Consider the following 22,268-nt stretch of genomic DNA (forward strand, 5'->3'; position numbering starts at 1 on the left):
ACGGCGAGTACGACGAAGAAGCCAACACCGATGTGGTTCAGGCGATACCGGACCGGTATGACGTCCACGCGGTCCGACGCTGGAGCAGGAACCCCGCGCGCTCCAGGTTGGCCACGCTCGGGGAACCCGGACGAGCCGTCGCCACCGCCAGCGTGCAGCCCTCCGCGGCGGCCGCCACGAGACGCCGGCGCAGCAACGCCGGCTGCGCGCCCCGGCCGCGGTATTCGGGCAGGGTCGAAGCGGCTCCGAGGATCGCAACACCGCCGTCGATCGTCATGCCCGCGGCGGCGATCGGCGTCTCCCCCTCCCGCAGCACGAACCGGCGCATGATCGGGAGCCGGTGTTCCGCGGTCATGTAGGCGGCGACCGCGCCGTGCACCTCGAACCCCGCCAGCAGGATCCGCACGAAGGTGTCCTCGTCGACCTCGTCCGGAGGCGCTTCCGAAGCGGGCTCCAGCTGCTTGACCGCCAGGAAGCGCTCGCCCGCGGGCACCAGGCCCGGCACGGCGAGCCCGGCCGGCGCCACCACGGTCGGCTCGGCACCGTCCCACTCGGGCGACCGGACGAAGCCGGCCACCACCGGCAGCGTTTCCGGGGTCACCCCGGTCACCGTCGACAGGTACCCGAGCGCGGGATCCGTCGCCAGCACGGCCAGCAGGCCGGCGTGCTCCCAGGCCCGGAACCGGCCGGGCACGCCCGCGGCCGACGCCGCCTCGCCCGCCAGCGCCGCCCGGTGGTGCAGAGCCGACTCGGCCGTCAGTAGCTGCGCGGAGTCCACACCACGCCGTCCTCCACCCGGGTCCGCGACGAGCCGACGATCAGCAGGCAGCGCATGTCCACTGTGGACGGATCAAGGTCGCCCAGCGTCGTCACGCGGATGTCTTCTTCCGGGCCGCCGACGTCCCGCGCCACCACGACGGGCGTCTCCGGGGCGCGATGGCGGAGCAGCACGTCCCGGGCGTCGGCCAGCTGCGTCACCCGCGAGCGCGACGCCGGGTTGTACAGCGCCAGCACCAGGTCGGCCGCGCCCGCCGCGTCAAGGCGCTTCTCGATGATCTCCCACGGCTTCAAGCGATCCGACAGCGACAGCACGCAGTAGTCGTGCCCGAGCGGCGCGCCGACCCGCGACGCCGCCGCCTGCGCAGCCGTCACCCCCGGGACGATCCGGACGCGGACCCCCGCGACGTGCCCCGAAGACACCTGTTCCAGCACCGCCGACGCCATCGCGAACACCCCCGGGTCGCCCGAGGACACCACCGCGACCCGCGCGCCCGACGCGGCCAGCGTCAACGCCTCCACCGCCCGGTCCGCCTCGACGCGGTTGCCGGACGCGTGCCGCTGCTGCCCCGCCTTCTGCGGCACCCGCGCGACGTACGGCCCGTACCCGACGATGTGCTCGGCGGCCGCCAGTTCCGCCGCGGCCTCCGGCGTCAGCCACTCCGGACCCGCCGGGCCGAGCCCCACTACGACGACCTCGCCCGTCCCCTCGGCCGCCGGAGCGGGTTCGGGGGCGGGCGAAGTCCGTGCCGCGTAAGCCGGAGAAGGCAGCAGTGCCAAGGAAAAGTACGGCACCGTCGAAGGATCGACCGAAGCCAGGGGCTCGATCCGCTGCTGTCCCCAGGTCGCGCGTTCGACGTAGACGGCGTCGTCCAGCTTCCCGGCTTCTTCGAAGGCTTCCCGCACCGAGCCGAACGTGCGCCCCAGCTTCAGCACCGCCGCCGCGTCGGTGTCCGCCAGCCGCCGGGCCAGTTCGGGTGCCGGGAGCGTACCCGGCAGCACGGTCAGCACCTCGTCGCGCTGCACCAGCGGGCGGCCGAGCACCGACGACGCCGCGCTCACCGACGTCACCCCGGGCACGACGACCGCGTCGAACCGGCCGGAAAGCCGTTCGTGCATGTACATGTACGAGCCGTAGAAGAACGGGTCGCCTTCGCAGAGCAGGACGACGTCGCGTCCCGCGTCGAGGTGCTCGGCGAGCCGCTTCGCGCTCAGCTCGTAGAAGTCCGCGATCGCGCCCTCGTACCCGCCGGGGTGGTCGGTCGTCTCGGTCGTGACCGGGTAGACGAGCTTCTCCTCGACCTGCCCCTCGCGCAGGTACGGCTCGGCCACCGACCGCGCGATGCTGCGCCCGTGCCGCGCGCAGTGGTAGGCGATCACCGAAGCTTCGGAGATCAGCCGCGCGGCCTTGACCGTCATCAGTTCCGGGTCGCCGGGGCCGAGCCCGACGCCGTAGAGCGTCCCGGTCATTCTTCGGCGCTCGCGAGGGCGTTGATCGCCGCGACGGCCATCGCGCTGCCGCCGCGCCGTCCGTGCACCACCAAGTAGGGCGCCGGCGCCTGCTTGGCCAGCTCCACTTTGGACTCGACCGCGCCGACGAACCCGACCGGGACGCCGATGATCGCCGCGGGTGCGCCGACGCCTTCGTCGAGGATCTCCAGCAGGCGGAACAACGCGGTCGGCGCGTTGCCGATCGCCACGACCGAGCCGGGCAGCTGGTCGCGCCACAGTTCCAAGGCCGCCGCCGAGCGCGTGGTGCCCATCCGCTCGGCGAGCCCGGGCACGCTCGGGTCCGAGAGCGTGCACACGACTTCGTTGCCCGCGGGCAGGCGGCGCCGGGTGACCCCGCTGGCGATCATCTTCGCGTCGCACAGGATCGGCGCGCCGGCTTCGAGCGCGGCACGGCCGGACTCGACGACGTCGAGCGTGTAACGCAGGTCGTCGACCAGATCGACCATGCCGCAGGCGTGGATCATCCGGACCGCCAGGCCCGCCACGTCGTCGGGCAGGATCGCCAGGTCCGCCTCCTCGCGGATCGTGGCGAACGAGTGCCGGTAGATCTCGGCACCGTCCCGCAGGTAGTCGATCACAGCTTCCCTTTCAGCTCGTCGAACGGCACCCACCGGCCGTCGACCCGATATCCGTCCGCTTCGGCGACCACGTCCACATGGGACTGCGACGGCTTCCCGCACCGCCGTTCGCAGCCCGAGAAGTGCGCGCGCAGGCCCGGCCGGAAGACGGCGTCGGCCCGCACGTCGGCCCGCGACTTCGCGCAGCCGGGCCGGCCGATGCACGCGGTGGTCCCCAAGGTCTCGCCGCCGAAGCCCAGCCGCTCGAAGACGTCGGCGGGCGCATTCGGCAGCACGAGGGACTTCCACGGCGTGACCAGCGCGGGACCGAACTCGGCGAGCGCCCGCATCTGCGCCGCCGCCAGCTGCCCGAAGCGGGGCACGACGGCCGCCGCGAGACCGTTGTCGCGCTCGATGAGGCCCGCCGGGATTTCCGCCGGGAGCCGCGGCACCGGCGTTCCCCGCCAAGCCGGGTCGTCGAGTTCCGCGACCCGCCAAGCCGTTCCGCGCACGCGGAGGAAGTCGAGCGCGACCTCGGCCAGCGCCGCGACGGCATCGGCGCGGGCCACCGGCCGTCCGGTGTCGCCGCCTGCGAGCAGCAGGGTTCCTTCGTCCGCGTCGAGCGCGCGCCAGCAGACGTCGGCGTCTTCCCCGGCGACGTCACCGCGGCCGTCGTCGAAGGCGAAGAGGAACCGGCCCGGCAGCGACGCCAGCTCGGGCGTCGAGCACAGGAGCGCGTCCAGTTCAGCGGCCAGCCCGCGGACGTCGGCGAGGCCACCGTGCAGCCCGCTCAACGGCGAGGCCAGCACGTTCCGGACCCGTTCGTGAGACGGCGACGGCAGCAGTCCGGCGTCGGCCAGCCGGACCGCGAGCCCGGGCCGCGTCACCCCGCGCAGCTGGACGTTGCCGCGGGAAGTCAGGTGGAGGTCGCCGTCGCCGCACGCTTCGGCGCAGTCGGCGAGCGCGCGCAGCTGCGCCGCGGAAACCGCACCGCCGGGCAGCCGGACCCGCGCCAACGGGCCGTCGGCGGCGTCGTGGGGAGCGAAAACACCCGGGCACGCGTCGGCTCGCGCACGTGCTGGGGTCGGCATGAGGTCACTGTAGCTGGCGGTTATCCGGCTCCTGGGGGTCCGAACGCGGCCGGATCCGGGCGATCCCGCGGTCCAGGTCCACGTCACGCCGGGGTGGCGCGCCTTCGGCGTCCTGCTCGACGAGCATCGACATCGTTTCCCGGTGTTCCAGCTCACGCCGCTTGGTGCCGTAGAGGAACGCGGTGGTCTCCTCGATGTAGGTGGCGGACAGCCGGGCCTTGAAGCGCGACCCGTTCTTGCGCGGCCGCAGCTCGATCGCGGCCATGACCAGCAGGATCACGACGCCGCCCGGCAGAGCCAGCCCCAGCCAAGTACCCATGCCCGGCGAACCGGATGACCGCCGGTCAAGTTCCCGGCGCAGCAGAAGTCTGATCGTATGTAGTAGGTGTGCTACATTCGATCGCATCAGTCCGATGGGGGTTTGATGATGAGAGATCCAGCAGTGCCCGTGGTCCGCGTGCGCGGGCTGCGGATGCGGTACGGCACGAACGACGTGCTCCACGACGTCGAGTTCGAGGCCCACCGAGGCGAGGTCGTGTGCCTGCTCGGGCCGAACGGCGCGGGCAAGACGACGACGATCGAGATCCTCGAGGGCTTCCGGATGCGGTCGGCCGGCGAGGTGAGCGTCCTGGGGGCCGACCCGGCGCACGGCGGCGAAGACTGGCGGGCACGGCTGGGGGTCGTGCTCCAGTCCTGGCGTGACCACGGGAAATGGCGGGTGCGGGAGCTGCTCGCGCACCTCGGCCGGTACTACGCGCCGTACTCGACGCCGTCGCAGCCGCGGCCGTGGGACGCCGACGAGCTGATCGCGGCCGTGGGGCTCGCCGAACACGCGCAGAAGAAGATCAAGAACCTCTCCGGCGGCCAGCGCCGGCGGCTCGACGTCGCGATCGGCATCGTCGGGCGTCCCGAGCTGCTGTTCCTCGACGAGCCGACCGCGGGCTTCGACCCGGAGGCGCGGCGCGAGTTCCACGACCTCGTGCACCGGCTGTCCGACGAGCTCGACACCACGATCCTGCTCACCACGCACGACCTCGACGAGGCCGAGAAGCTGGCCGACCGGATCCTCATCCTCAACGGCGGGCGCATCATCGCCGACGGCTCGGCCGACGCGCTGTCCCGCCAGATCTCCGGCGAGGCCGAGGTCCGCTGGACGGTCGGCGGCCAGCGCTTCGTCCACTCGACGACCGAAGCGACGAAGTACGTGTACGACCTGTTCAAGCAGCACGGCGAAGCCGTCTCGGACCTCGAGGTGCGGCGGGCGTCGCTGGAGGACACCTACATGACACTGGTGCACCGCGCCGAGACCGGCGGCGAGACGGAGCTGGGCCTCCAGGAAGCGGGTGCGCGATGAACGCCAGGACCGCCGCGCTGCGGACCGGGGTGTCCCGCGGCTGGATCGAGTTCAAGCAGACGTGGACCAACCGCGACGACGTCGTCGGCCAGTTCGTCTTCGTCGCGCTCTTCCTCGGCACGTTGTTCTTCATGCGCAACGCCACCCTGCCCGGCACCGGGTTCTCGCTCGGCGCGGCCACCGTGCCCGGCGTGCTCGGCGCCGGGATCGTGTTCAACGGGCTGAACAGCACGGCGGGCTACCTCGCCATCGACCGCGAGGACGGCACGCTGCTGCGTGCGAAGGCGACGCCGAACGGCATGCTCGGCTACCTGGTCGGGAAGACGACGGCGGTGGCGATGGCGCAGGTCACCTCGATCCTGCTGGTGCTGGTCCCGTGCCTGTTCCTGTTCGACTCGCTGGCCCCGGACGGCGTCTGGTCGTACCTGCACCTGCTCTGGGTGCTGGCGGTCGGGCTGACCGCCACCCTGCCGCTCGGCGCCGCGCTGGGATCGCTCACCAACAGCCCGCGCTCCATCGCGCTGATCACGCTGCCGATCATGGGCCTGGGTGCGATCTCGGGGATCTTCTACCCGATCACGGCGCTGCCGGGGTGGGTGCAGGACATCGCGCAGGTCTTCCCGATGTACTGGCTGGGCCTCGGGATGCGCTCGGCGCTGCTGCCCGACAGCGCGGTGGTCGTCGAAATCGGCCAGTCGTGGCGGCCGCTGCCGACCCTGGCCGTGCTCGTCGCGTGGTCCGTGATCGGATTGGCCCTGGCCCCGGTGCTGCTCCGCCGCATGGCGCGGCGGGAAGCGGGTTCGTCGGTGGCCGAACGCCGGGAGAAGGCCATGCAGCGTGTGGGGTGATTCATGAGTGAGGTCGTCTACAACCGGATCGCGATGCTGCGCGCGGAGCGGTCGATCTCGCGGCGCCAGCTGGCGGAGGCACTCGGCGTGCACTACCAGACGATCGGCTACCTGGAGCGCGGCGAGTACAGCCCGAGCTTGTTCGTGGCGCTGCGGATCGCGGAGTTCTTCGAGGTCCCGCTGGAGGTCCTGTTCTCGACCAAGCCGTTCCCGCGGCTCGGAGAGCAGTCCGCCTAGGGCTTCGTGAGGTCGGCTTCGACGAGCGCCCGGACGACGTCACCGCGGCGGTCCTCCCGGACGGTCCGGTTCAGCTCGACGTGCAGGAACGGCGCGGCGCCGGTGGCCCGGCCCTGGACGTTCGTCGTCCCGGCCAGGCCCCGGCACGGCTCGGCCCAGGCCCGGCAGACCCGGAACCCGGCCTCGTCGAGGCGGTCGGCCGCGCGGCGGGCGGCGTCGCCGGCTTCGGCGGCCCCGGCCGACAGCACGACGTCCGCCGTGCTGAGCGTGGTGTCGTTGAAGCCGTGCAGCTGGACCTGGGGCAGGCCGCGCCGGGCCAGCAGCGTGGCGACGACGTGGAAGACGGTCCCGGTGTCGTGCGCGGGGTCTTCGCGGCGGCGGTGCGCCCCGCCGACCGCGAGGATCGCGCCCGGCGTGCGCCGGAAGAGGTCGAGGCCGATCAGCTCGGTCCGCAGGTCGGACGACGCGTGCGGTGCCTCGACCACCAGCGACGGCGGCGCGGACCGGTCGATGGCGTACAGGCCCCAGGCCCGCTCGGAGCCGGGCTCCTGGACGGCGAGCGAGTCGTCCCGCACCGAGAACCCCAGCTCACCGAGGTGGTGCGGGGCCCGGTCGAGGAGCGCGGCGAACCCGGCTTCGGCGGCCGCCAGCTCGTCGGCGGTCGCCCGGCGGTAGGGCCCGCGGCTCGACTGGGCGGCGGTGAAGTCGCGGAGGAAGGCTTCCAAGCCGCCAGGTTACCGAGCGCCGGTCAACGTCACCTTGACGCACCTCGACCGGCACCGGAGAGTGGAGCCGATACCCACGCGTCGGCAGGTGGAGGAACCCGGTGAGAGTCCGGGGCGGTCCCGCCACTGTCATCGGAGAGATCTCCGAGAGCCAGGAACTCCGGCCGGCGCGCCCGTCTACCCGGGGCGCGGACCCCGAGGAGGAACCTCGTGATCCTGCTTCTGTCCACTTCGGACACCGACCTGCTCAGCGCCCGTTCGGCCGAGGGCGAGTACCGGCTGGCGAACCCCGCGCGGATCGACGTCGCCGAGCTGCCCGGCCTGCTCGACGGCGCGCGCATCGTGGTCGTCCGCATCCTCGGCACCCCGCGGACCTGGCAGGAGGGCCTGGACACGCTGCGGGCGTCGGGTGCGCACGTCGTCGTCCTGGGCGGGGAGCAGACGCCGGACGCCGAGCTGATGAAGCTCTCGACCGTCCCGGCCGGCATCGCCGCCGAGGCCCACGCCTACCTCGCGCAGGGCGGTCCGGCGAACCTCACCCAGCTGCACCGGTTCCTCTCCGACACGCTCCTGCTCACCGGCGACGGCTTCGAGCCGCCCGCGCAGCAGCCCGCGTGGGGCGTTCTCGAGCGGCCGTCGCTCGCCGAAGGTCCGGTCATCGGCATCCTGTACTACCGGGCGCACCAGCTGTCCGGGAACACCGCGTTCGTGCACGCCCTCGCCGACCAGATCGAAGCCGCGGGCGGGCGCGCGTTGCCGATCTACTGTGCTTCGCTGCGTACGCGCGAGCCGGAGATGATGGCCGAGCTGGCTTCCGTGGACGCCCTGCTCGTCACGGTCCTGGCGGCCGGTGGGACGCGGCCGTCCGAGGTGGGCGCCGGGGGCGACGACGAGGCGTGGGACGTCGCCGAGATGGCCGCGCTCGACGTCCCGATCCTGCAGGCGCTCTGCCTGACCAGCGACCGCGAGACGTGGGCGGCCAGCGACGACGGCCTTTCGCCGCTCGACGCCGGGAACCAGATGGCCGTCCCGGAGTTCGACGGGCGGCTGATCACGGTCCCGTTCTCGTTCAAGGAACTCGACGCCGACGGGCTCCCCCGGTACGTGCCGGACGCCGAACGCGCGTCCCGCGTCGCTCGTATCGCGCTGGCGCACGCCCGCCTGCGGCACACACCCCCGGCTTCGCGGCGCATCGCCCTCATGCTGTCCGCGTACCCGACGAAGCACTCCCGCGTCGGCAACGCGGTGGGGCTGGACACGCCCGCGTCGGCGATCGGGCTGCTGCGGCGGATGCGCGCGCAGGGCTACGACCTGGGCCCGGACGCCTTCCCGGGCGTCGACCCGACCGGCACCGAGCAGCCCGACGGTGACGCGCTCATCCACGCGCTGATCGCCGCCGGCGGCCAGGACCCGGAGTGGCTGACCGAGGAACAGCTGTCCGGCAACCCGATCCGCGTGCCCGCTTCCCGTTACCGCGAATGGTTCGCCGAGCTGCCCGCCGAGCTGCGTTCGGCGATGGAGGAGCACTGGGGGCCGGCGCCGGGTGAGCTGTACGTCGACAACGGCGACATCGTGCTGGCGTCGCTGCAGAGCGGCAACGTCATCATCATGATCCAGCCACCGCGCGGGTTCGGCGAGAACCCCGTCGCGATCTACCACAACCCGGACCTGCCGCCGAGCCACCACTACCTGGCCGCGTACCGGTGGCTGGAGGAGGAGTTCGGCGCGCACGCCGTCGTCCACCTGGGCAAGCACGGGTCCCTGGAATGGCTGCCGGGCAAGACCGCCGGGCTTTCGGCGTCGTGCGCGCCGGACGCGGTGCTCGGGAACCTGCCGCTGGTGTACCCGTTCCTGATCAACGACCCGGGCGAGGGCGCGCAGGCGAAGCGGCGCGCGCACGCGACGATCGTCGACCACCTGATCCCGCCGATGGCGCGCGCGGAGTCGTACGGCGACATGGCGCGGCTCGAGCAGCTGCTCGACGAGCACGCGAACATCGCGGCGATGGACCCGGCGAAGCTGCCGGCGATCCGCGCCCAGATCTGGACGCTGATCCAGGCGGCGAAGCTGGACCACGACCTCGGCGTCGGCGAGCGCCCGCACGACGCGGAGTTCGACGACTTCCTGCTGCACATCGACGGCTGGCTGTGCGAGGTCAAGGACGCCCAGATCCGCGACGGCCTGCACATCCTCGGTGCGGCGCCGGTCGGCGAGGCCCGCGTCAACCTCGTGCTGGCGATGCTGCGGGCGTCGCAGATGTGGGGCGGTCGCGAAGGCGCGGTGCCGGGGCTGCGGTCGGCACTGGGACTGAAGGAAGACGCGTCGACGTCCGAAGTGGACGCCGTCGAGAAGACGGCGCGGGAGCTCGTCCAGACGATGGAGATGCGCGGCTGGGACGCCACGGCGGTCGAGTCGGTGGCGCCAGACGCTTCTGTCGCCCGGGTGCTTTCCTTTGCGGCCACCGAGATCGTCCCGCGGCTCGCGGGGACGTCGGCCGAGCTGGACGCTGTGCTGCACGCGCTCGACGGCGGCTACATCCCGGCGGGGCCGAGCGGATCGCCGTTGCGCGGCCTGGTGAACGTGCTGCCGACCGGGCGCAACTTCTACACGGTCGACCCGAAGGCGATCCCGAGCCGACTGGCCTGGGAGACGGGGCAGGCGCTGGCGGATTCCCTCTTGAAGCGCTACCGCGAGGACAACGGCGACTGGCCGAAGTCGGTCGGGCTGTCGGTGTGGGGGACGTCGGCGATGCGGACGTCCGGCGACGACGCGGCGGAGGTCTTGGCGCTGCTGGGCGTCCAGCCGGTGTGGGACGAGGCATCGCGCCGGGTGACGGGCATCGAGGCGATTCCGCTGTCGGAGCTGGGCCGCCCCCGCATCGACGTCACGATCCGCATCAGCGGGTTCTTCCGCGACGCGTTCCCGCACGTGATCGCCATGATGGACGACGCGGTGCGCTTGGTGGCGGCGTTGGACGAACCTTCGTCGGAGAACTTCGTCCGGGCCCACGTGGCTTCCGACTTGGCCGAGCACGGCGACTCCCGCCGCGCGACAACGCGAATCTTCGGCTCGAAGCCGGGAGCGTACGGCGCGGGTCTTTTGCCGTTGATGGACAGCGGAAACTGGCGCGACGACAAGGACCTGGCGGAGGTGTACGCGGTCTGGGGCGGCTTCGCGTACGGCCGGGATCTCGACGGCCGCCCGGCGCGCGAGGACATGGAGAGTGCGTACAAGCGCATCGTGGTGGCGGCGAAGAACACGGACACGCGCGAGCACGACATCGCGGATTCGGACGATTACTTCCAGTACCACGGCGGGATGATCGCCACGGTCCGCGCGCTGACGGGCACGGCCCCGGCGTCGTACGTGGGCGACAGCACTTCGCCGGACGCGGTCCGCACACGGACGCTGGGCGAGGAGACGGCCCGGGTGTTCCGCGCCCGGGTGGTGAACCCCCGCTGGCTGGCAGCAATGCGCAGGCACGGCTACAAGGGAGCGTTCGAGCTGGCGGCAACGGTGGACTACTTGTTCGGCTTCGACGCAACGGCCGGCGTGGTCGGCGACTGGATGTACGAGAAGCTGACCGAGTCGTACGTACTGGACGAGGTGAACCAGGAGTTCCTTCGGCAGGCCAACCCCTGGGCGCTGCGCGGGATCGTGGAGCGGCTGAACGAGGCCGCGGACCGGGGGCTGTGGGAGGAGCCCGATCCGGAGCTGCTGGCTCGCATGCGTGAGGTGTACCTGTCCTTGGAAGGTGACCTCGAGGCGGAGTGACTAGCTGTGCCACCGGATGGCTCGGGTGATCGTCTCGACGAGCCGATCGACGGTGCCTTCGGCGAACGTCCCGGCGTGCCGGCCTCGCCCGTGTTCGGCGGTGACGAGGTCGGCCAGCTCGGTCCAGGTGAGCCAGGCGCAGGATTCAGTCACCCGCGCCTGAAGTTCGGCCAGCGGCCAGGGGTGCGGAGCTGACTTCCGGCCCGAAGGTGCCGGAACGAATGGCCTTCGCCTCCAGGAGCACCAGAGTGTTCGGCGAGGCGATCGTCGCGTCCGGCTGGACGATCAGCTGATCTCCGCGCCTCTGAGCCTCGGGGTTGAGCGCGAATTCCTCAGGCAGGAAGACCACCTCCGCACCTTCGGCCTCGGCAGCCGCCCGCGCTGCCGTCAGGACGTTTCCTTGCCACGGCCGCCGTCGCGGTACTTGACGACCGACCGGCCCTCCCACGAGATCTCTTCTAGCAAGACACCGCCGGCCGCGCGGAAACGCCCGGGAAACGCGGGCCGGAGTTGGGTGGCGGGCATGATCACCGTCGCTCCTCCGAAGACGCGCTCCTGGGCGCTCCCGCTCATCTGCCTCGGCGCCGCCGTGCTCTACGCCTGGAAGATCGGCGACGGCCAGCTCGGCAACACCTACTACTCCGCCGCCGTCAAGTCGATGACGAGCGGCTTCACGAACTTCCTCTTCGGCTCCTTCGACCCCTACGGCGTCGTCACCGTCGACAAACCGCCGATGGCCCTGTGGCCGCAAGCCCTCTCCGCCCTGATCTTCGGCTTCCACGGCTGGGCGCTGCTGCTGCCGCAGGTCCTCGAAGGCGTCGCGGCGGTCTTCCTGCTCCACCGCACCGTCCGGCTCTGGGCCGGCGAGAACGTCGCCCTCCTCGCCGCGACGATCCTCGCGCTGACGCCCGTCACCGTGATCATCGACCGCGACAACAACCCCGACACGCTGCTCGTCCTCTTCCTGGTCGCCGCCGCGTACGCGCTCACCCGCGCACTCGAAGACGGCCGGAAATGGCTCTGGTGGTGTGCTTTCTTCGTCGGCTGCGGCTTTCTGACGAAGATGCTGCAAGCTTGGATCATCGTGCCCGCGCTCGTCCTCGCCTACCTCGCCGGCACGAGCGGGCCGCTCAAACGCCGCCTCCTGGACGTCCTCGGCGCCGGCGCGGTCCTGGTCGTCTCGTCGTTCTGGTGGATCGCCCTCCACGACTGGTGGCCTGGCGCCAAGCCGTACACGGGCGGCAGCGAAGACGGCTCCGCGTGGGACCTCGTCTTCGGCTACAACGGCTTCGGCCGCCTCTCCGGCGACGGCGAGGGCGGCGGCATGATGATCATGCGCAACGGGCAGCAGACCATGTCGTCGTTCGGCGGCGACCCCGGGCCGGGCCGGATGTTCAACGACCTCGTCGGCGGGCAGATCTCGTGGCTGCTGCCCCTCTCCCTGCTCGTCCTGGTCGGCATCGGACGTCGGTGGCGCGACGCCGGCTGGCTGCTCTGGGGCGGCTGGCTGCTGGTCACGACCGCGGTCTTCAGCTTCGCCGGCGGCATCTGGCACCCGTACTACACGACGGCGATGGCCCCCGCGATCGCCGCGGTTGCGGCCGCCGGGCTCGCGCTGCTGTGGCGCCACCACCGGCGGACGCTGCTCCCCCTCGCCGTCGCGGTGAGCGCGGCCTGGGCGTTCGTCCTGACCTCGCGCGACACGACGTACTACGGCTGGACGCGCTGGGCGGTACTCGGCACGGCACTCCTCGCGATCACCTGGCTGGCGGTGGCGCCGGATCGACGCGCGCTCGTCGCCGGTCTCGTGCCGCTGCTGCTCACGCCCGCCGTGTGGTCGTTCGCCGCCGCGCAGAGCACGTCCGCCGGCACGCTGCCCGCCGCCGGGCCGGCCGTCGGTCCCGGTGCGCCACCCCCGCCGACGTCACCCGGCGGGCCGCAGCCCCGGCTCATGCTCTCCGGCGGGGACGGCGCGGCCACGATGTCGGACGAGCAACGGCGCATCCTCGACTACGCCCGCCGGAACGGCACCGAGATCACTCTGGCGGTCAACGCCGCCGCGGGTGCGGTCGCGCCGTTCCTCATCGACTCCGACGCGACGGTGATCGGCATGGGCGGTTTCGGCGGCCGCGACAACGCGCCGTCGGCCGCGCAGCTCGACCGCTGGCTCGCCGAAGGCAAGCTGCGGTTCGTGCTGAGCAGCGCGAGTGCCCCGCCCGGACCGCCGCGGAGTCCGGCGCAGAACGACCGCCAGCGCTGGATCGAGCAGCACTGCGCGGTCGTCGACCCCGGCGCCTACGGCGGTTCCGGTCCGATGCGCGTCGCCGGCGGCCCGGACACGCTCTACCGGTGCCGCTAACGGCGAGGAAACACCGCCGCGGCGATCATGGCGGCATGCGGGTCCTGGTGGTGGAGGACGAGCCGATGCTCGCGGACGCGATCGCGGAGTGGCTGCGCGACGAGTCGCACGCGGTCGACATCGCCCACGACGGCGGCGCCGCGCTCGACCGGATCGCCGTGCACGACTACGACGTCGTCGTGCTCGACCGGGACCTGCCGGTCGTGCACGGCGACGACGTCTGCCGTCAGGTGGTGGCCTCCGAGGCGGCGACGCGGGTGCTGATGCTCACTGCGGCGGTCGAGGTCACCGACCGCGTCACCGGGTTGTCCCTCGGCGCCGACGACTACCTGACGAAGCCGTTCGCCTTCCCCGAACTGGCCGCGCGCATCCAGTCGCTCGGGCGGCGCTGCCGGCCGGCCGCCCCGCCGATCCTGCGCCGTTCCGGCGTCACGCTCGATCCGGCACGCCACGAGGTGTTCCGCGACGGGCGCTACCTGCCACTGTCCAAAAAGGAGTTCGCCGTGCTGGCCGAGCTGCTGCGCGCGGACGGCGCCGCCGTGTCCGCGGAACACCTGCTGGAGAAGGCGTGGGACGAGCACGCGGACCCGTTCACCGGCGCGGTCCGGCTCACGATCCTCAAGCTGCGCCGCAAGCTCGGTGACCCCCCGCTGGTGGAGACGGTCACCGGGGTCGGCTACCGGCTCCGATGAGCCTCCGGCTGCGGCTGACCGTGCTCTATGGCGGCCTGTTCCTGCTGGCGGGCGGGGCGTTGCTGGGCGTCACGTACCTGTTGTTCACACAGCAGGTCGGGCGGCGGGTGACGTTCATCGCGGGCACGGCGCCGATCGGACTGCCTGCGCTGCCTTCACCGGAGTCCCTCGACGAGCAGGCACGTCAGGTCCGCGAAGCGGCGGCGACGTCGCTGCTGGCGCAGGGGGCGATCGCGCTCGGCGGGGTGGCGGTGCTGGCAGCCGGGCTGGGCTGGTTGGTGGCGGGCCGCGCGCTGGCGCCGTTGCGGCAGGTCACGGACACGGCGCGCCGCATCGCGGCGGCGGCCGACCCGGGCGTGCACTCGCGGATCGCGTTGCGCGGCCCGGACGACGAGGTGAAGGACCTCGCCGACGCGTTCGACGTGATGGTCGAGCGGCTCGACCGGTCGTTCGACGCGCAACGCCGCTTCGTCGCGAACGCGTCGCACGAGCTGCGCACGCCGTTGACGTTGAACCGGTCCCTGGTCGAGGTGGCCATGCACCGCCGCACGGCGTCCGACGACGTCCGCCAGCTCGGCGGCAAGCTGCTGCAGATCAACGCGAGGCACGAGAAGCTGATCAGCGGGTTGCTGCTGCTCGCCAAGTCGGAGAGCGCGCTGACCGAGCGCTGCCCGGTGGACCTGGCGGCGGTGGTCGCGCATGTGGTCCCGCCGGAAGTCACGCAGGACCTGGGCGAGGCGACGGCACTGGGCGATGCGCTGATGCTGGAGCGCCTGGCGCACAACCTGGTGGAGAACGCCCTCCGCCACAACGTGGAGGGTGGCTGGGTGCGGGTGACGACCCGGTCGTCGCCGGGCCGGGTGGAGCTGGAGGTGGCCAACAGCGGGCCGGTGATCCCACCGGCGGAGGTACCGGCCTTGTTCGACCCGTTCCACCGGCGCGCCCGCGTGGCGGCGGAGGGAGCAGGTCTGGGGTTGTCGATAGTCCGCTCGGTAGCGCACGCCCACGGCGGCGAGGTGACGGCGACGGCGAGGCCGGAGGGCGGTCTGGTCGTGGTCGCGACGCTACCGGCGGCTTGAGGCCCGGCCGGCTCGCCGCGGCGCTTGCCCGTTTCTCCGCCGCCGCTTGCCCGTCCGAGCCACTGCACCTCGCTTCGGCGCGCGGGAATCCGTTCACCGTCTTACTCTCCTGCTCGCGCCGCCGTTTCGGTGCGGCCCGTCCTCACCCGGGCAGCGCCATTGCCGGACAAATATCGGACACTGCGGCGCTTTTCGCCCGCCGATCCCCGCTGTCCGACCTTCGCGTCTTGACTTCATCAATGGTCTAGTCCAATAGTTTGTCCACCCTCGAACCCCACCGGGAGGACAGATCATGCGCAGAAGCAGACTGGCCGCCATCGGGCTCGCCGCCGCCACCTTCATCGGTACAGCTGTGAGCCTCGTGATCGGCGCGCCCTCCGCGACAGCGGCCCTGAGCAACAACTGGTACGCCGCCGCGCCGTATCTGATGCCCGTGAGCAACAATCCGCCCGATCCGATCACCGTGATGAACGCGACCGGGCTCAAGGCGTTCCAGCTCGCCTTCATCCTCGCGCCCAACGGCGGCGGCTGCAGCCCGACCTGGGACGGCACCAACGCGGTCTCCTCCGACACCACCGTCGCGAACGTGATCTCGCGCATCCGCGCCAACGGCGGCGACGTCTCGGTGTCCGTCGGCGGCTACGGCGGCACGAAGCTCGGCCAGACCTGCGGGAACGTGGCCGCCACCGCCGCCGCGTACCAGCAGGTCATCAGCAAGTACTCGCTCAAGGCCATCGACTTCGACCTCGAAGAGCCCGAGTACGAAAACACCGCGGCCATCGCGAACGAGCTCGGCGCGGCGAAGACGTTGCAGGCCAACAACCCCGGCCTGTTCGTGTCGGTGACCATGCCGGGCACCGCGGCCGGCACCGGCTGGTTCGGCACGCAGCTGCTCGACCAGGCGAAGTCGATCGGCTTCTCGCCCAACAACTTCTCGATCATGCCCTTCGACGGCGGCTTCAACGGCGGCTCGTCGCAGGTGTCCGCGCTGGAAGCCCTGCACGGCCTGCTCATGTCGCACATGGGCTGGGACAGCGCGACCGCCTACTCGCACGAAGGCTTCTCCGGCATGAACGGCAAGTCGGACGCCTCCGAGATGTTCTACACGGCCGACTTCCAGACGGTCTACGACTACGCGACCAGCCACGGCCTCGGCCGCTTCACGTTCTGGTCGGTCAACCGCGACCGCGCGTGCGTCGGGACCACCGACAACGGCGTCTGCAGCAACGTCCCGCAGAACGACTGGGACTTCACGAAGTTCAGCGTCCGGTTCGCCGGCGCGACCCCGCCGCAGACGACGCCGACCGTGACCACGACCCCGACCACCCCGGGCGGCGGCTCCTGCACTGCGGCGGAGTGGGACCGCACCAAGGTCTACGTGAAGGACGACGTGGTCAAGCACAACAGCCACAAGTTCACCGCGAAGTGGTGGACCCAGGGCGAAGAGCCGGGCACGACCGGCGAATGGGGCGTCTGGGTCGACAACGGCGCCTGCTGAGCCACCCGGCCCGCGCGAGCTCCGGCTCGCGCGGGCTACGCCCAGTCGAGGTGGGTGTTCTCGCGCTGGACCTCCGGGGTCAGCGCGGGCACCTCGACGACGTGCCGTCCGGCGTCCCGCAGCAGCTCGGTGCCCCGGGCGTCGACGAAGACGGGTGGCTCGCGCCACGCGAAGACGACCCGCGGGATCCCGGCGTCGAGCATCAGCTCGGTGCAGCTGCGCGGGTGAGAGCTGCGGTTGCTGCACGGCTCCAGCGAGCTGTACATCGTCGCCCCGGCCAGGCGCGGGTCGCCGGCGCACTTGGCGAGCGCGGCCTCCTCGGCGTGGTTCAGCGGGTCGCCCTCCCCGGAATGCCCGGTCGCGACGACCTCGCCGTCGGCATCGGTGATGACGGCCCCGACCCGGAAGGTGTGGCTCGGCGGGCACTCGGCGGCGAGCGCGATGGCTTCCCGCAGGCGCCGGACGTCCCGGCCGGTCGGCTCGCCCGCGGCCCGGTACCGGAGGATCGCCATCCCCTGGAGCTCTTCGACGCCGGCCAGGGTCAGCGGACGCGGGTAGAGCCCGGGCCCGACGAACCGCGGCGCGGCCGGCTGCCCGACGAAGAACGGCGCGATCGCGAGCCGCAGCTCGTCGGCGAGGCCTTCGGCGAGGAACCGGGTGTGGATCCCGCCACCGCCTTCGACCAGCAGGTTCTTGATACCGCGCGCGCCGAGGTCGTCGAGGACGTGCGCGAAGTCGGGCGGATTCCCGGCGTCGACGACGGTCGCGACGTGCTTCAGGGCATCGGCGGCCCCGGGCGGCGCGTAGACGATCTTTTCGGTGTCCCCGACGGTGAAGAACTGCGCGTCCGGGTCGAGGCCGCGCGTGGTCACGGTGACCTTGACGGGTTGCTCGGGCTTCCCCTGCTCCAGCCGGCTGCGCCGCAGCTCGGGAGAGCGCACGAGCAGCCGCGGGTTGTCGGCCCGGACGGTCCCGGCCCCGACGAGGATCGCATCGGCCTCGGCCCGCAACCGGTCCACCACGGCGAAATCGTCCTCTGTGGACAGTACGAGCCGCTCGGGCGAGGTGTCGTCGAGAAAGCCGTCCAGCGACTGCGCGGCGGACAGCAGGACGTGCGGCCGGGTGATCACCCGGCCAGTATGCCGCGCCGTAACAACCCCGGCGATCGCGGCGTCTATCCGGCATGGGCACGCGCGGCTGGTACCACGAACGGACCCTCACCACGGTCGACACGGTCGGCCGGGAGGTACAGGTGTCGACCGGTCTCACCCGCGACCCGGAAGGCCGGCTGGTGGCGGCGATCGCGATCAGCGACGGCCCGACCGCGATCTTCCGCTACGCCGGCGAAACCGCGGACCGGACCGAACTGCTGGACAACACGGAGCAGACCGTGAAGGAACTGCGACGGCTCGCGAGCGTGCCACCGCGGGTCTGACCGGCCTCAGGCGGGCAGGACGGCGTGGCCGCTCGCCCGCCCCTGCCCGCTCGGCACGGCCCTCGACGTCGGCAACACCGAGGCCGCGCGGACCGTCGCGTCGTACCGCGACTTGCTCGTCGACCTCAGGCGGGCAAGACGGCGTACTGGCGGACGTAGAGGTCCGTGTACGTCACCGGGCCGCGGGGGCCGGGGACCTTGTCCAGGTTGATGCCGGTCTCCGGGACCGCGAGCAGCTTGAAGCCGTCGAGGAGGCGGGTCGGGGCGTTCCAGAAGACGCCCGTGCCGGTGTAGCCGTCGAAGAAGGCGTCCGCGGCCGATGCGTCCTCGGTGGCGATGCCCGCCGCCAGGCCCGACGTGCGCTCGTTGGCGATCTCGACGGCGTCGGCGAGCGCGCCGACCTTGGCCACCGTGACGGTCGCCTCGCGGTCGGAGTCCAGCGCCCACTCGTAGCCGATCGCGTGCTCGTGCGGCGCCAGCGAAGGCGTGACGCCCCGCTCGGCCAGCGCCTCGGCGATGCCCGGCCAGACGTCGTCGTGGATGCCCTCGTGGATCAGCAGCAGGTTCAGCCGGTTGCAGACGCCCAGCCGGTCGAGACTCGCGTAGACGAGGTCGCGCGCCTTCGTGACGTCCGCCCCGCGGTCGACGTACAGGACGCCGCCGCCGTCGGCGTGGGCCAGCGTGCGCACACCGTGGACGGCCGCCTCAGTGGCCAGCGCCCGGGTGCTGTCGCCGCTGCCGCGCAGGATCACGAGCGGCACCAGGTCCGGCAGCCGCACCAGCGCGGACGCCGCCTCCCGCTCCACCCGCGGCACCAGCTGGACGCAGTCGGCGTCGATACCGGCCTCGGTCAGCGCCGGGGCGATGACGACCTCGCGCAGCCGCTGGGCCGAGCCGAGCGCGGCCGAGCCGGTGCGCAGCACGCCGCCGTTGCGCGACTTGACCAGCTGCGACGCCACGTCGACGGTCACGTTCGGCCGCGCCTCGTAGTTCGCGCCGATGACGCCGACCGGACGTCGCCGCTCGACCAGCTTCAGCCCGCCGTCCAGCGTGGACACGTCGACCGAGCGCTCCTGGTGCGGGGCGCCGGCGAGCAGCCGCAGCTGCTCGGCCATGCCGGTCAGCCGCTCCGGGGTGATGGTGAGCCGGTCGAGCAGACCGGCGCTCATCCCCTCGGCCTTGGCGCGTTCGACGTCGGCCTGGTTCGCTTCCAGGATCTCGTCGCGGTGCGCGAGCAGCCGTTCGGCCATCCCGGTCAGCGCGGCGTCGACGGCCTCGGCGGAAGCGGCGGCGAGCGACGGCGCGGCCAGCTTCGCCGCCCGTGCGCACTCCTCCACGGCCTTGGCGACCTCGTCCATCGTTCGTCTCCCTCCGCGCGGACCAGCGAGAGACCAGTTTGCCGCATGGGCGTGGCTAGGCGGCCACGGGCTCCAGCAGCCACAGCCCGCCGGCGATGAGGCAGCTGACCGTCGCCACGGCGAAGACCAGCACCCACAGCACCGGCGGCACCGCGGTGAGCCGGCCCAGCTGGTCGGCGTCGGAGTCGCGGGCGCGGCCCCGCCGCCGCTTGACCTGCAGCTCGACCACCGGCCGCACGCCCCCGAACAGCAGGAACCACGTCACGAGGTAGCTGAACGGAGCCTGCACCTCGACCGGCGCGACGAACGCGACCAGCGCGAGCACGACGGCCCCGGCGACGACGGTGAACACCCCATAAGCGTTGCGCACCATCACCAGCACGCCGAGCAGCAGCAGCGCGATCAGGACGAGGACCGTGCCGACCAGGTCGGCGCCCAGCAGGGCGGCGAACAGCAGTCCGAGCACCGACGGCGCCAGATAGCCGGCCATCGCGGTGAAGGCCATGCCCGGCCCCTCGGGCTTGCCGCGCGAGACGGTGACGCCCGAGGTGTCCGAGTGCAGCTTGATGCCCTGCAGCCGCCGCCCGACCAGCACGGCGGCCAGGGCGTGCCCGGCCTCGTGCACGATCGTGACGCCGTTGCGCGCCAGGCGCCACGGGCTGCCGCCGACGAGCACGACCAGCAGCGCCACCCCACCGGCGACCAGCGTGATCACAGCCGGGGTCTGGGCCTGCTCGAGCAGCGACGGAGTGGTGGCGGCCGCACGGAGGACACCATCGGCCGGGCCGGACGCGAGTTGAACGGGCGAGCTCACCCGGACACCTCACCACAGGCGATATCTGGCTACGGTGAGTCCCCACCGCTGGAGCTTTCGGCGGCTCCGGTATTCGGGTCGATGCGATCTCCTTTCGTCATGGTGTGGCACGGGCGGTCTTCGGGCGCCGGGATCGAGGATGTGAGCGGGCACGCGCAGCTTGCTCACCTACGGCGACAGGAGGACCTGGCGAGCGCGGCCTCGAGCCCGATCCACACTGCTGCGGGCGGGCTCGCCCGGTCGATGCGACTGCAACCGCATCGACACAAGACCGCGGGCATCGAGGCTCGAACGCGCGAGCGGGATGGCCACTCGCCCGGATCCACACCCAGCCACCGGGCGTCAGTTCATCGGGACTCCCTCATCCGTGCCTCGCCCTCTACGCGGAGCAGGAAAGACACCCAGCTCCGGAACGGTGCCCACGCCTCGGCGATCTCCGCCAGCTCCTCCACTCCCGCGTCCGGGAGGTGATACGCGTCGCGCATGATTTCGTGGAGGCGGGTCTCCGCTCTGGGGAACACGTCCGGGTGGCCGGCGCCGCGGATCAGGATCAGCTCCGCACTGAAGCGGCCTATCCCCGGCAACAGCTGCAGCTGTTTCAGGGCCTCGTCGGCCGGCATCGCCCGCAATGCCGCCGCGTCGAGCAGGCCGTCGGCCGCGGCCTCGCCGATTCCGCGCAGGCGCTGCATCTTCGGGCCGGACAGGCCCGGCAGGTACTCCAGCTTCGCCAGCACCGCGGGCGCGGGGAACGAGGTCAGCACACTGCCGCCGACGTCGACCTCCGTGCCGTGGCGCTCGGCCAGCCTGCGACGCAACCGGACCGCCTGCGTCATCCAGATCCGATGGCTCAGCACCGCCCAGCACGCCGCCTCGTACGGAGACGCGAACAGGACCGGCCGCAACCCCGGATGCATCCCCTGCACCAGGGACACCACCGGGTCCCGGGCGCCGACCTCGGCGAACCCGGTGCCGTCGACGTCCAGCGAACACATCCGCCGCACCTGCGTCCGCACCGCGTCCGCCTGCGCGGGCGGCCCGTGCACTTCCACCACGACCTCGCCGGGCGATCTCTGCCGCAGCACCGCTCCCACCGGTGTCCACTCGCCGTCGAGCGGGAACGCCACCCGGAGTGCGCCGGGCTCCGCTTCCGGGCGGCCGGCGGGCGCGAAACCGGTCAGGAAGCGGGCCGCCGCGGCCAGGTCGAACTCGCCGCGCACCGTGATCTCGCTGTCCAGTAGGGAAATCGTCATCAGTCCTCCTCGGATCGGAACCTTGCCTGCGACGCTAGGCAGCAGCACCGACAATTCCGGGCTCGAACGCCTGATCCCGCGAATTCTTCACTCGTTCGAGTGGCCCAGATTTGACATACTGCCGGTATCCGAGAGGAGTCCCATGCCGACCCAGACCACCACCGAACGCCTCGAAGGCCTCCTGGAAAGGCCCGCGAAAGCCGAGGACGGCTACCTCGACCTGCTGGGCGCCGTCGCCCAGGCCGGCCCGCCGACCGGCCTCACCCAGCGCCTGATGCGCACCACCCTCATGCCACAGGTCTACGAGCGGTACTGGCGCCCGGCCCTCGGCCGCGCGCTCAAGGGCCCGCTCGGCCCGAGCATGGCGGGTGAGATCCGGCTCGCGACGAAGCTCCTCGACCTGGCCCCCGGAGATACCGCGCTCGACGTCGCCTGCGGGACCGGCCGGTTCACGCGCGCGTTCGGCACCGCCGTCGGCCCGGGCGGGCTCGCCATCGGCCTCGACGGCGCGCGCACGATGCTCGCCAAAGCCGTCGCCGAGACCGGCCCGGCCTCCGTCGCCTACCTGCGCGCCGACGCCGTGCACCTTCCCCTCCGGGAGTCCACTGTGGACGGCGTCTGCTGCTTCGCCGCCCTCCACATGTTCGCCGAGCCCGAAACCGCGTTGGACTCCTTTGCGCGCGTGCTGAAGCCCGGCGGCCGGATCGTGCTGCTCACGAGCGCCCGGCGTAATTGGCAACCCGCGCGAGTAGCGGAGTCCGTCGGCGGGATCCTGAGCGGGCAGCGGATGTTCGACCGCGGCGAGATCGCGGCGAGCCTGCGCGCCCGCGGCTTCACCGGGATCACCGAGCGGTACGCCGGGGTCACGCAGATCGTGGCAGGCCGGCTGGCCTGAGCGCCGCGGATTG

The 22,268-nt window shown here is 72.1% G+C and carries 23 protein-coding genes and 1 riboswitch; of the genes, 10 read left to right on the forward strand and 13 right to left on the reverse strand.

Annotation, left to right across the window (positions count from 1 at the left end):
• Nucleotides 1-37 precede the first annotated feature (37 nt).
• Genes QSK39_RS00870 through QSK39_RS00890 form a run of 5 tightly spaced genes read right to left on the reverse strand, consistent with a single transcriptional unit; the run spans nucleotide 38 to nucleotide 4,256 of the window.
• Complete coding sequence (locus tag QSK39_RS00870; RefSeq protein WP_285475742.1) at nucleotides 38-778, reverse strand: GNAT family N-acetyltransferase; 741 nt, start codon at nucleotides 776-778, stop codon at nucleotides 38-40.
• A complete protein-coding gene (locus QSK39_RS00875; RefSeq protein ID WP_285475743.1) occupies nucleotides 757-2,247 on the reverse strand; it encodes a precorrin-2 C(20)-methyltransferase in 1,491 nt (496 codons plus the stop codon). Before QSK39_RS00875 ends, QSK39_RS00870 begins: the two co-directional genes overlap by 22 nt.
• Nucleotides 2,244-2,867, reverse strand: a complete 624-nt coding sequence (locus QSK39_RS00880; protein ID WP_285475744.1) for a precorrin-8X methylmutase — start codon at nucleotides 2,865-2,867, stop codon at nucleotides 2,244-2,246. Before QSK39_RS00880 ends, QSK39_RS00875 begins: the two co-directional genes overlap by 4 nt.
• Complete coding sequence (locus QSK39_RS00885) at nucleotides 2,864-3,937, reverse strand: ferredoxin-like domain-containing protein (RefSeq protein WP_285475745.1); 1,074 nt, start codon at nucleotides 3,935-3,937, stop codon at nucleotides 2,864-2,866. Before QSK39_RS00885 ends, QSK39_RS00880 begins: the two co-directional genes overlap by 4 nt.
• A 4-nt stretch (nucleotides 3,938-3,941) precedes the next feature.
• Nucleotides 3,942-4,256 (reverse strand): DUF6191 domain-containing protein, encoded by a 315-nt coding sequence (locus tag QSK39_RS00890; RefSeq protein ID WP_285475746.1) that lies wholly within the window; start codon nucleotides 4,254-4,256, stop codon nucleotides 3,942-3,944.
• 108 nt (nucleotides 4,257-4,364) lie between these two features.
• Between QSK39_RS00890 and QSK39_RS00895 the strand changes: the two genes are divergently transcribed.
• Genes QSK39_RS00895 through QSK39_RS00905 form a run of 3 tightly spaced genes read left to right on the forward strand, consistent with a single transcriptional unit; the run spans nucleotide 4,365 to nucleotide 6,376 of the window.
• A complete protein-coding gene (locus tag QSK39_RS00895) occupies nucleotides 4,365-5,291 on the forward strand; it encodes an ABC transporter ATP-binding protein (protein ID WP_285475747.1) in 927 nt (308 codons plus the stop codon).
• Complete coding sequence (locus tag QSK39_RS00900; protein WP_285475748.1) at nucleotides 5,288-6,139, forward strand: ABC transporter permease; 852 nt, start codon at nucleotides 5,288-5,290, stop codon at nucleotides 6,137-6,139. The genes QSK39_RS00895 and QSK39_RS00900 overlap by 4 nt, the downstream gene beginning before the upstream one ends.
• 3 nt (nucleotides 6,140-6,142) lie before the next feature.
• Nucleotides 6,143-6,376: a helix-turn-helix transcriptional regulator gene (locus QSK39_RS00905; protein WP_155541712.1), complete on the forward strand. Its 234-nt coding sequence runs from the start codon at nucleotides 6,143-6,145 to the stop codon at nucleotides 6,374-6,376.
• Here the strand turns inward: QSK39_RS00905 and QSK39_RS00910 are convergent.
• Entirely contained in the window at nucleotides 6,373-7,101 is a 729-nt protein-coding gene (locus QSK39_RS00910; RefSeq protein WP_285475749.1) for a hypothetical protein, read from the reverse strand. The genes QSK39_RS00905 and QSK39_RS00910 overlap by 4 nt on opposite strands.
• A 69-nt stretch (nucleotides 7,102-7,170) precedes the next feature.
• Nucleotides 7,171-7,280, forward strand: a riboswitch (cobalamin riboswitch).
• A 31-nt stretch (nucleotides 7,281-7,311) separates the two neighbouring features.
• Here QSK39_RS00910 and cobN point away from each other — a divergent pair.
• Nucleotides 7,312-10,875, forward strand: coding sequence for a cobaltochelatase subunit CobN (gene cobN, locus QSK39_RS00915; RefSeq protein WP_285475750.1), 3,564 nt, complete (start codon nucleotides 7,312-7,314; stop codon nucleotides 10,873-10,875).
• Here the strand turns inward: cobN and QSK39_RS00920 are convergent, their stop codons facing one another.
• The 3 genes from QSK39_RS00920 to QSK39_RS00930 are packed head-to-tail and all read right to left on the reverse strand — an operon-like array spanning nucleotide 10,876 to nucleotide 11,406.
• Nucleotides 10,876-11,028, reverse strand: coding sequence for a hypothetical protein (locus QSK39_RS00920; RefSeq protein ID WP_285475751.1), 153 nt, complete (start codon nucleotides 11,026-11,028; stop codon nucleotides 10,876-10,878).
• The gene (locus QSK39_RS00925; protein ID WP_285475752.1) at nucleotides 11,021-11,224 is read right to left on the reverse strand and encodes a hypothetical protein; all 204 of its coding nucleotides are present in this window, start codon (nucleotides 11,222-11,224) and stop codon (nucleotides 11,021-11,023) included. The genes QSK39_RS00920 and QSK39_RS00925 overlap by 8 nt, the downstream gene beginning before the upstream one ends.
• Nucleotides 11,225-11,262: 38 nt before the next feature.
• Nucleotides 11,263-11,406, reverse strand: coding sequence for a hypothetical protein (locus QSK39_RS00930; protein WP_285475753.1), 144 nt, complete (start codon nucleotides 11,404-11,406; stop codon nucleotides 11,263-11,265).
• Between QSK39_RS00930 and QSK39_RS00935 the strand changes: the two genes are divergently transcribed.
• The 4 genes from QSK39_RS00935 (at nucleotide 11,399) to QSK39_RS00950 (ending at nucleotide 16,503) form a co-directional block, all read left to right on the forward strand.
• Nucleotides 11,399-13,234: an ArnT family glycosyltransferase gene (locus tag QSK39_RS00935; protein WP_285475754.1), complete on the forward strand. Its 1,836-nt coding sequence runs from the start codon at nucleotides 11,399-11,401 to the stop codon at nucleotides 13,232-13,234. The genes QSK39_RS00930 and QSK39_RS00935 overlap by 8 nt on opposite strands.
• Before the next feature lie 35 nt (nucleotides 13,235-13,269).
• Entirely contained in the window at nucleotides 13,270-13,926 is a 657-nt protein-coding gene (locus tag QSK39_RS00940; protein WP_285475755.1) for a response regulator transcription factor, read from the forward strand.
• Nucleotides 13,923-15,005, forward strand: a complete 1,083-nt coding sequence (locus QSK39_RS00945; protein ID WP_285475756.1) for a sensor histidine kinase — start codon at nucleotides 13,923-13,925, stop codon at nucleotides 15,003-15,005. Before QSK39_RS00940 ends, QSK39_RS00945 begins: the two co-directional genes overlap by 4 nt.
• Nucleotides 15,006-15,297: 292 nt before the next feature.
• Nucleotides 15,298-16,503, forward strand: a complete 1,206-nt coding sequence (locus tag QSK39_RS00950) for a chitinase (protein WP_285475757.1) — start codon at nucleotides 15,298-15,300, stop codon at nucleotides 16,501-16,503.
• A 35-nt stretch (nucleotides 16,504-16,538) separates the two neighbouring features.
• Here the strand turns inward: QSK39_RS00950 and QSK39_RS00955 are convergent, their stop codons facing one another.
• Nucleotides 16,539-17,633: a dihydrofolate reductase family protein gene (locus tag QSK39_RS00955; RefSeq protein WP_285475758.1), complete on the reverse strand. Its 1,095-nt coding sequence runs from the start codon at nucleotides 17,631-17,633 to the stop codon at nucleotides 16,539-16,541.
• A 53-nt stretch (nucleotides 17,634-17,686) separates the two neighbouring features.
• Here QSK39_RS00955 and QSK39_RS00960 point away from each other — a divergent pair, with 53 nt between their 5' ends.
• Nucleotides 17,687-17,938: a hypothetical protein gene (locus tag QSK39_RS00960; RefSeq protein ID WP_285475759.1), complete on the forward strand. Its 252-nt coding sequence runs from the start codon at nucleotides 17,687-17,689 to the stop codon at nucleotides 17,936-17,938.
• Between the two features lie 125 nt (nucleotides 17,939-18,063).
• On the opposite strand, the gene QSK39_RS00965 is transcribed toward QSK39_RS00960, so the two are convergent.
• The 3 genes from QSK39_RS00965 to QSK39_RS00975 all read right to left on the reverse strand — a co-directional run bounded on the left by QSK39_RS00965 (nucleotide 18,064) and on the right by QSK39_RS00975 (nucleotide 21,360).
• The gene (locus QSK39_RS00965; protein ID WP_285475760.1) at nucleotides 18,064-19,296 is read right to left on the reverse strand and encodes an aldehyde dehydrogenase family protein; all 1,233 of its coding nucleotides are present in this window, start codon (nucleotides 19,294-19,296) and stop codon (nucleotides 18,064-18,066) included.
• A 55-nt stretch (nucleotides 19,297-19,351) separates the two neighbouring features.
• Entirely contained in the window at nucleotides 19,352-20,110 is a 759-nt protein-coding gene (locus QSK39_RS00970) for a M50 family metallopeptidase (protein WP_502873229.1), read from the reverse strand.
• Between the two features lie 347 nt (nucleotides 20,111-20,457).
• Nucleotides 20,458-21,360, reverse strand: coding sequence for a DNA-3-methyladenine glycosylase family protein (locus QSK39_RS00975; RefSeq protein WP_285475761.1), 903 nt, complete (start codon nucleotides 21,358-21,360; stop codon nucleotides 20,458-20,460).
• Between the two features lie 142 nt (nucleotides 21,361-21,502).
• On the opposite strand from QSK39_RS00975, the gene QSK39_RS00980 reads away from it, so the two are divergent.
• Complete coding sequence (locus QSK39_RS00980) at nucleotides 21,503-22,255, forward strand: class I SAM-dependent methyltransferase (RefSeq protein ID WP_285475762.1); 753 nt, start codon at nucleotides 21,503-21,505, stop codon at nucleotides 22,253-22,255.
• Nucleotides 22,256-22,268 lie beyond the last annotated feature (13 nt).

This window comes from Amycolatopsis sp. NBRC 101858, from assembly GCF_030269325.1.
GTDB classification, from domain to species: Bacteria; Actinomycetota; Actinomycetes; order Mycobacteriales; family Pseudonocardiaceae; genus Amycolatopsis; species Amycolatopsis ponsaeliensis.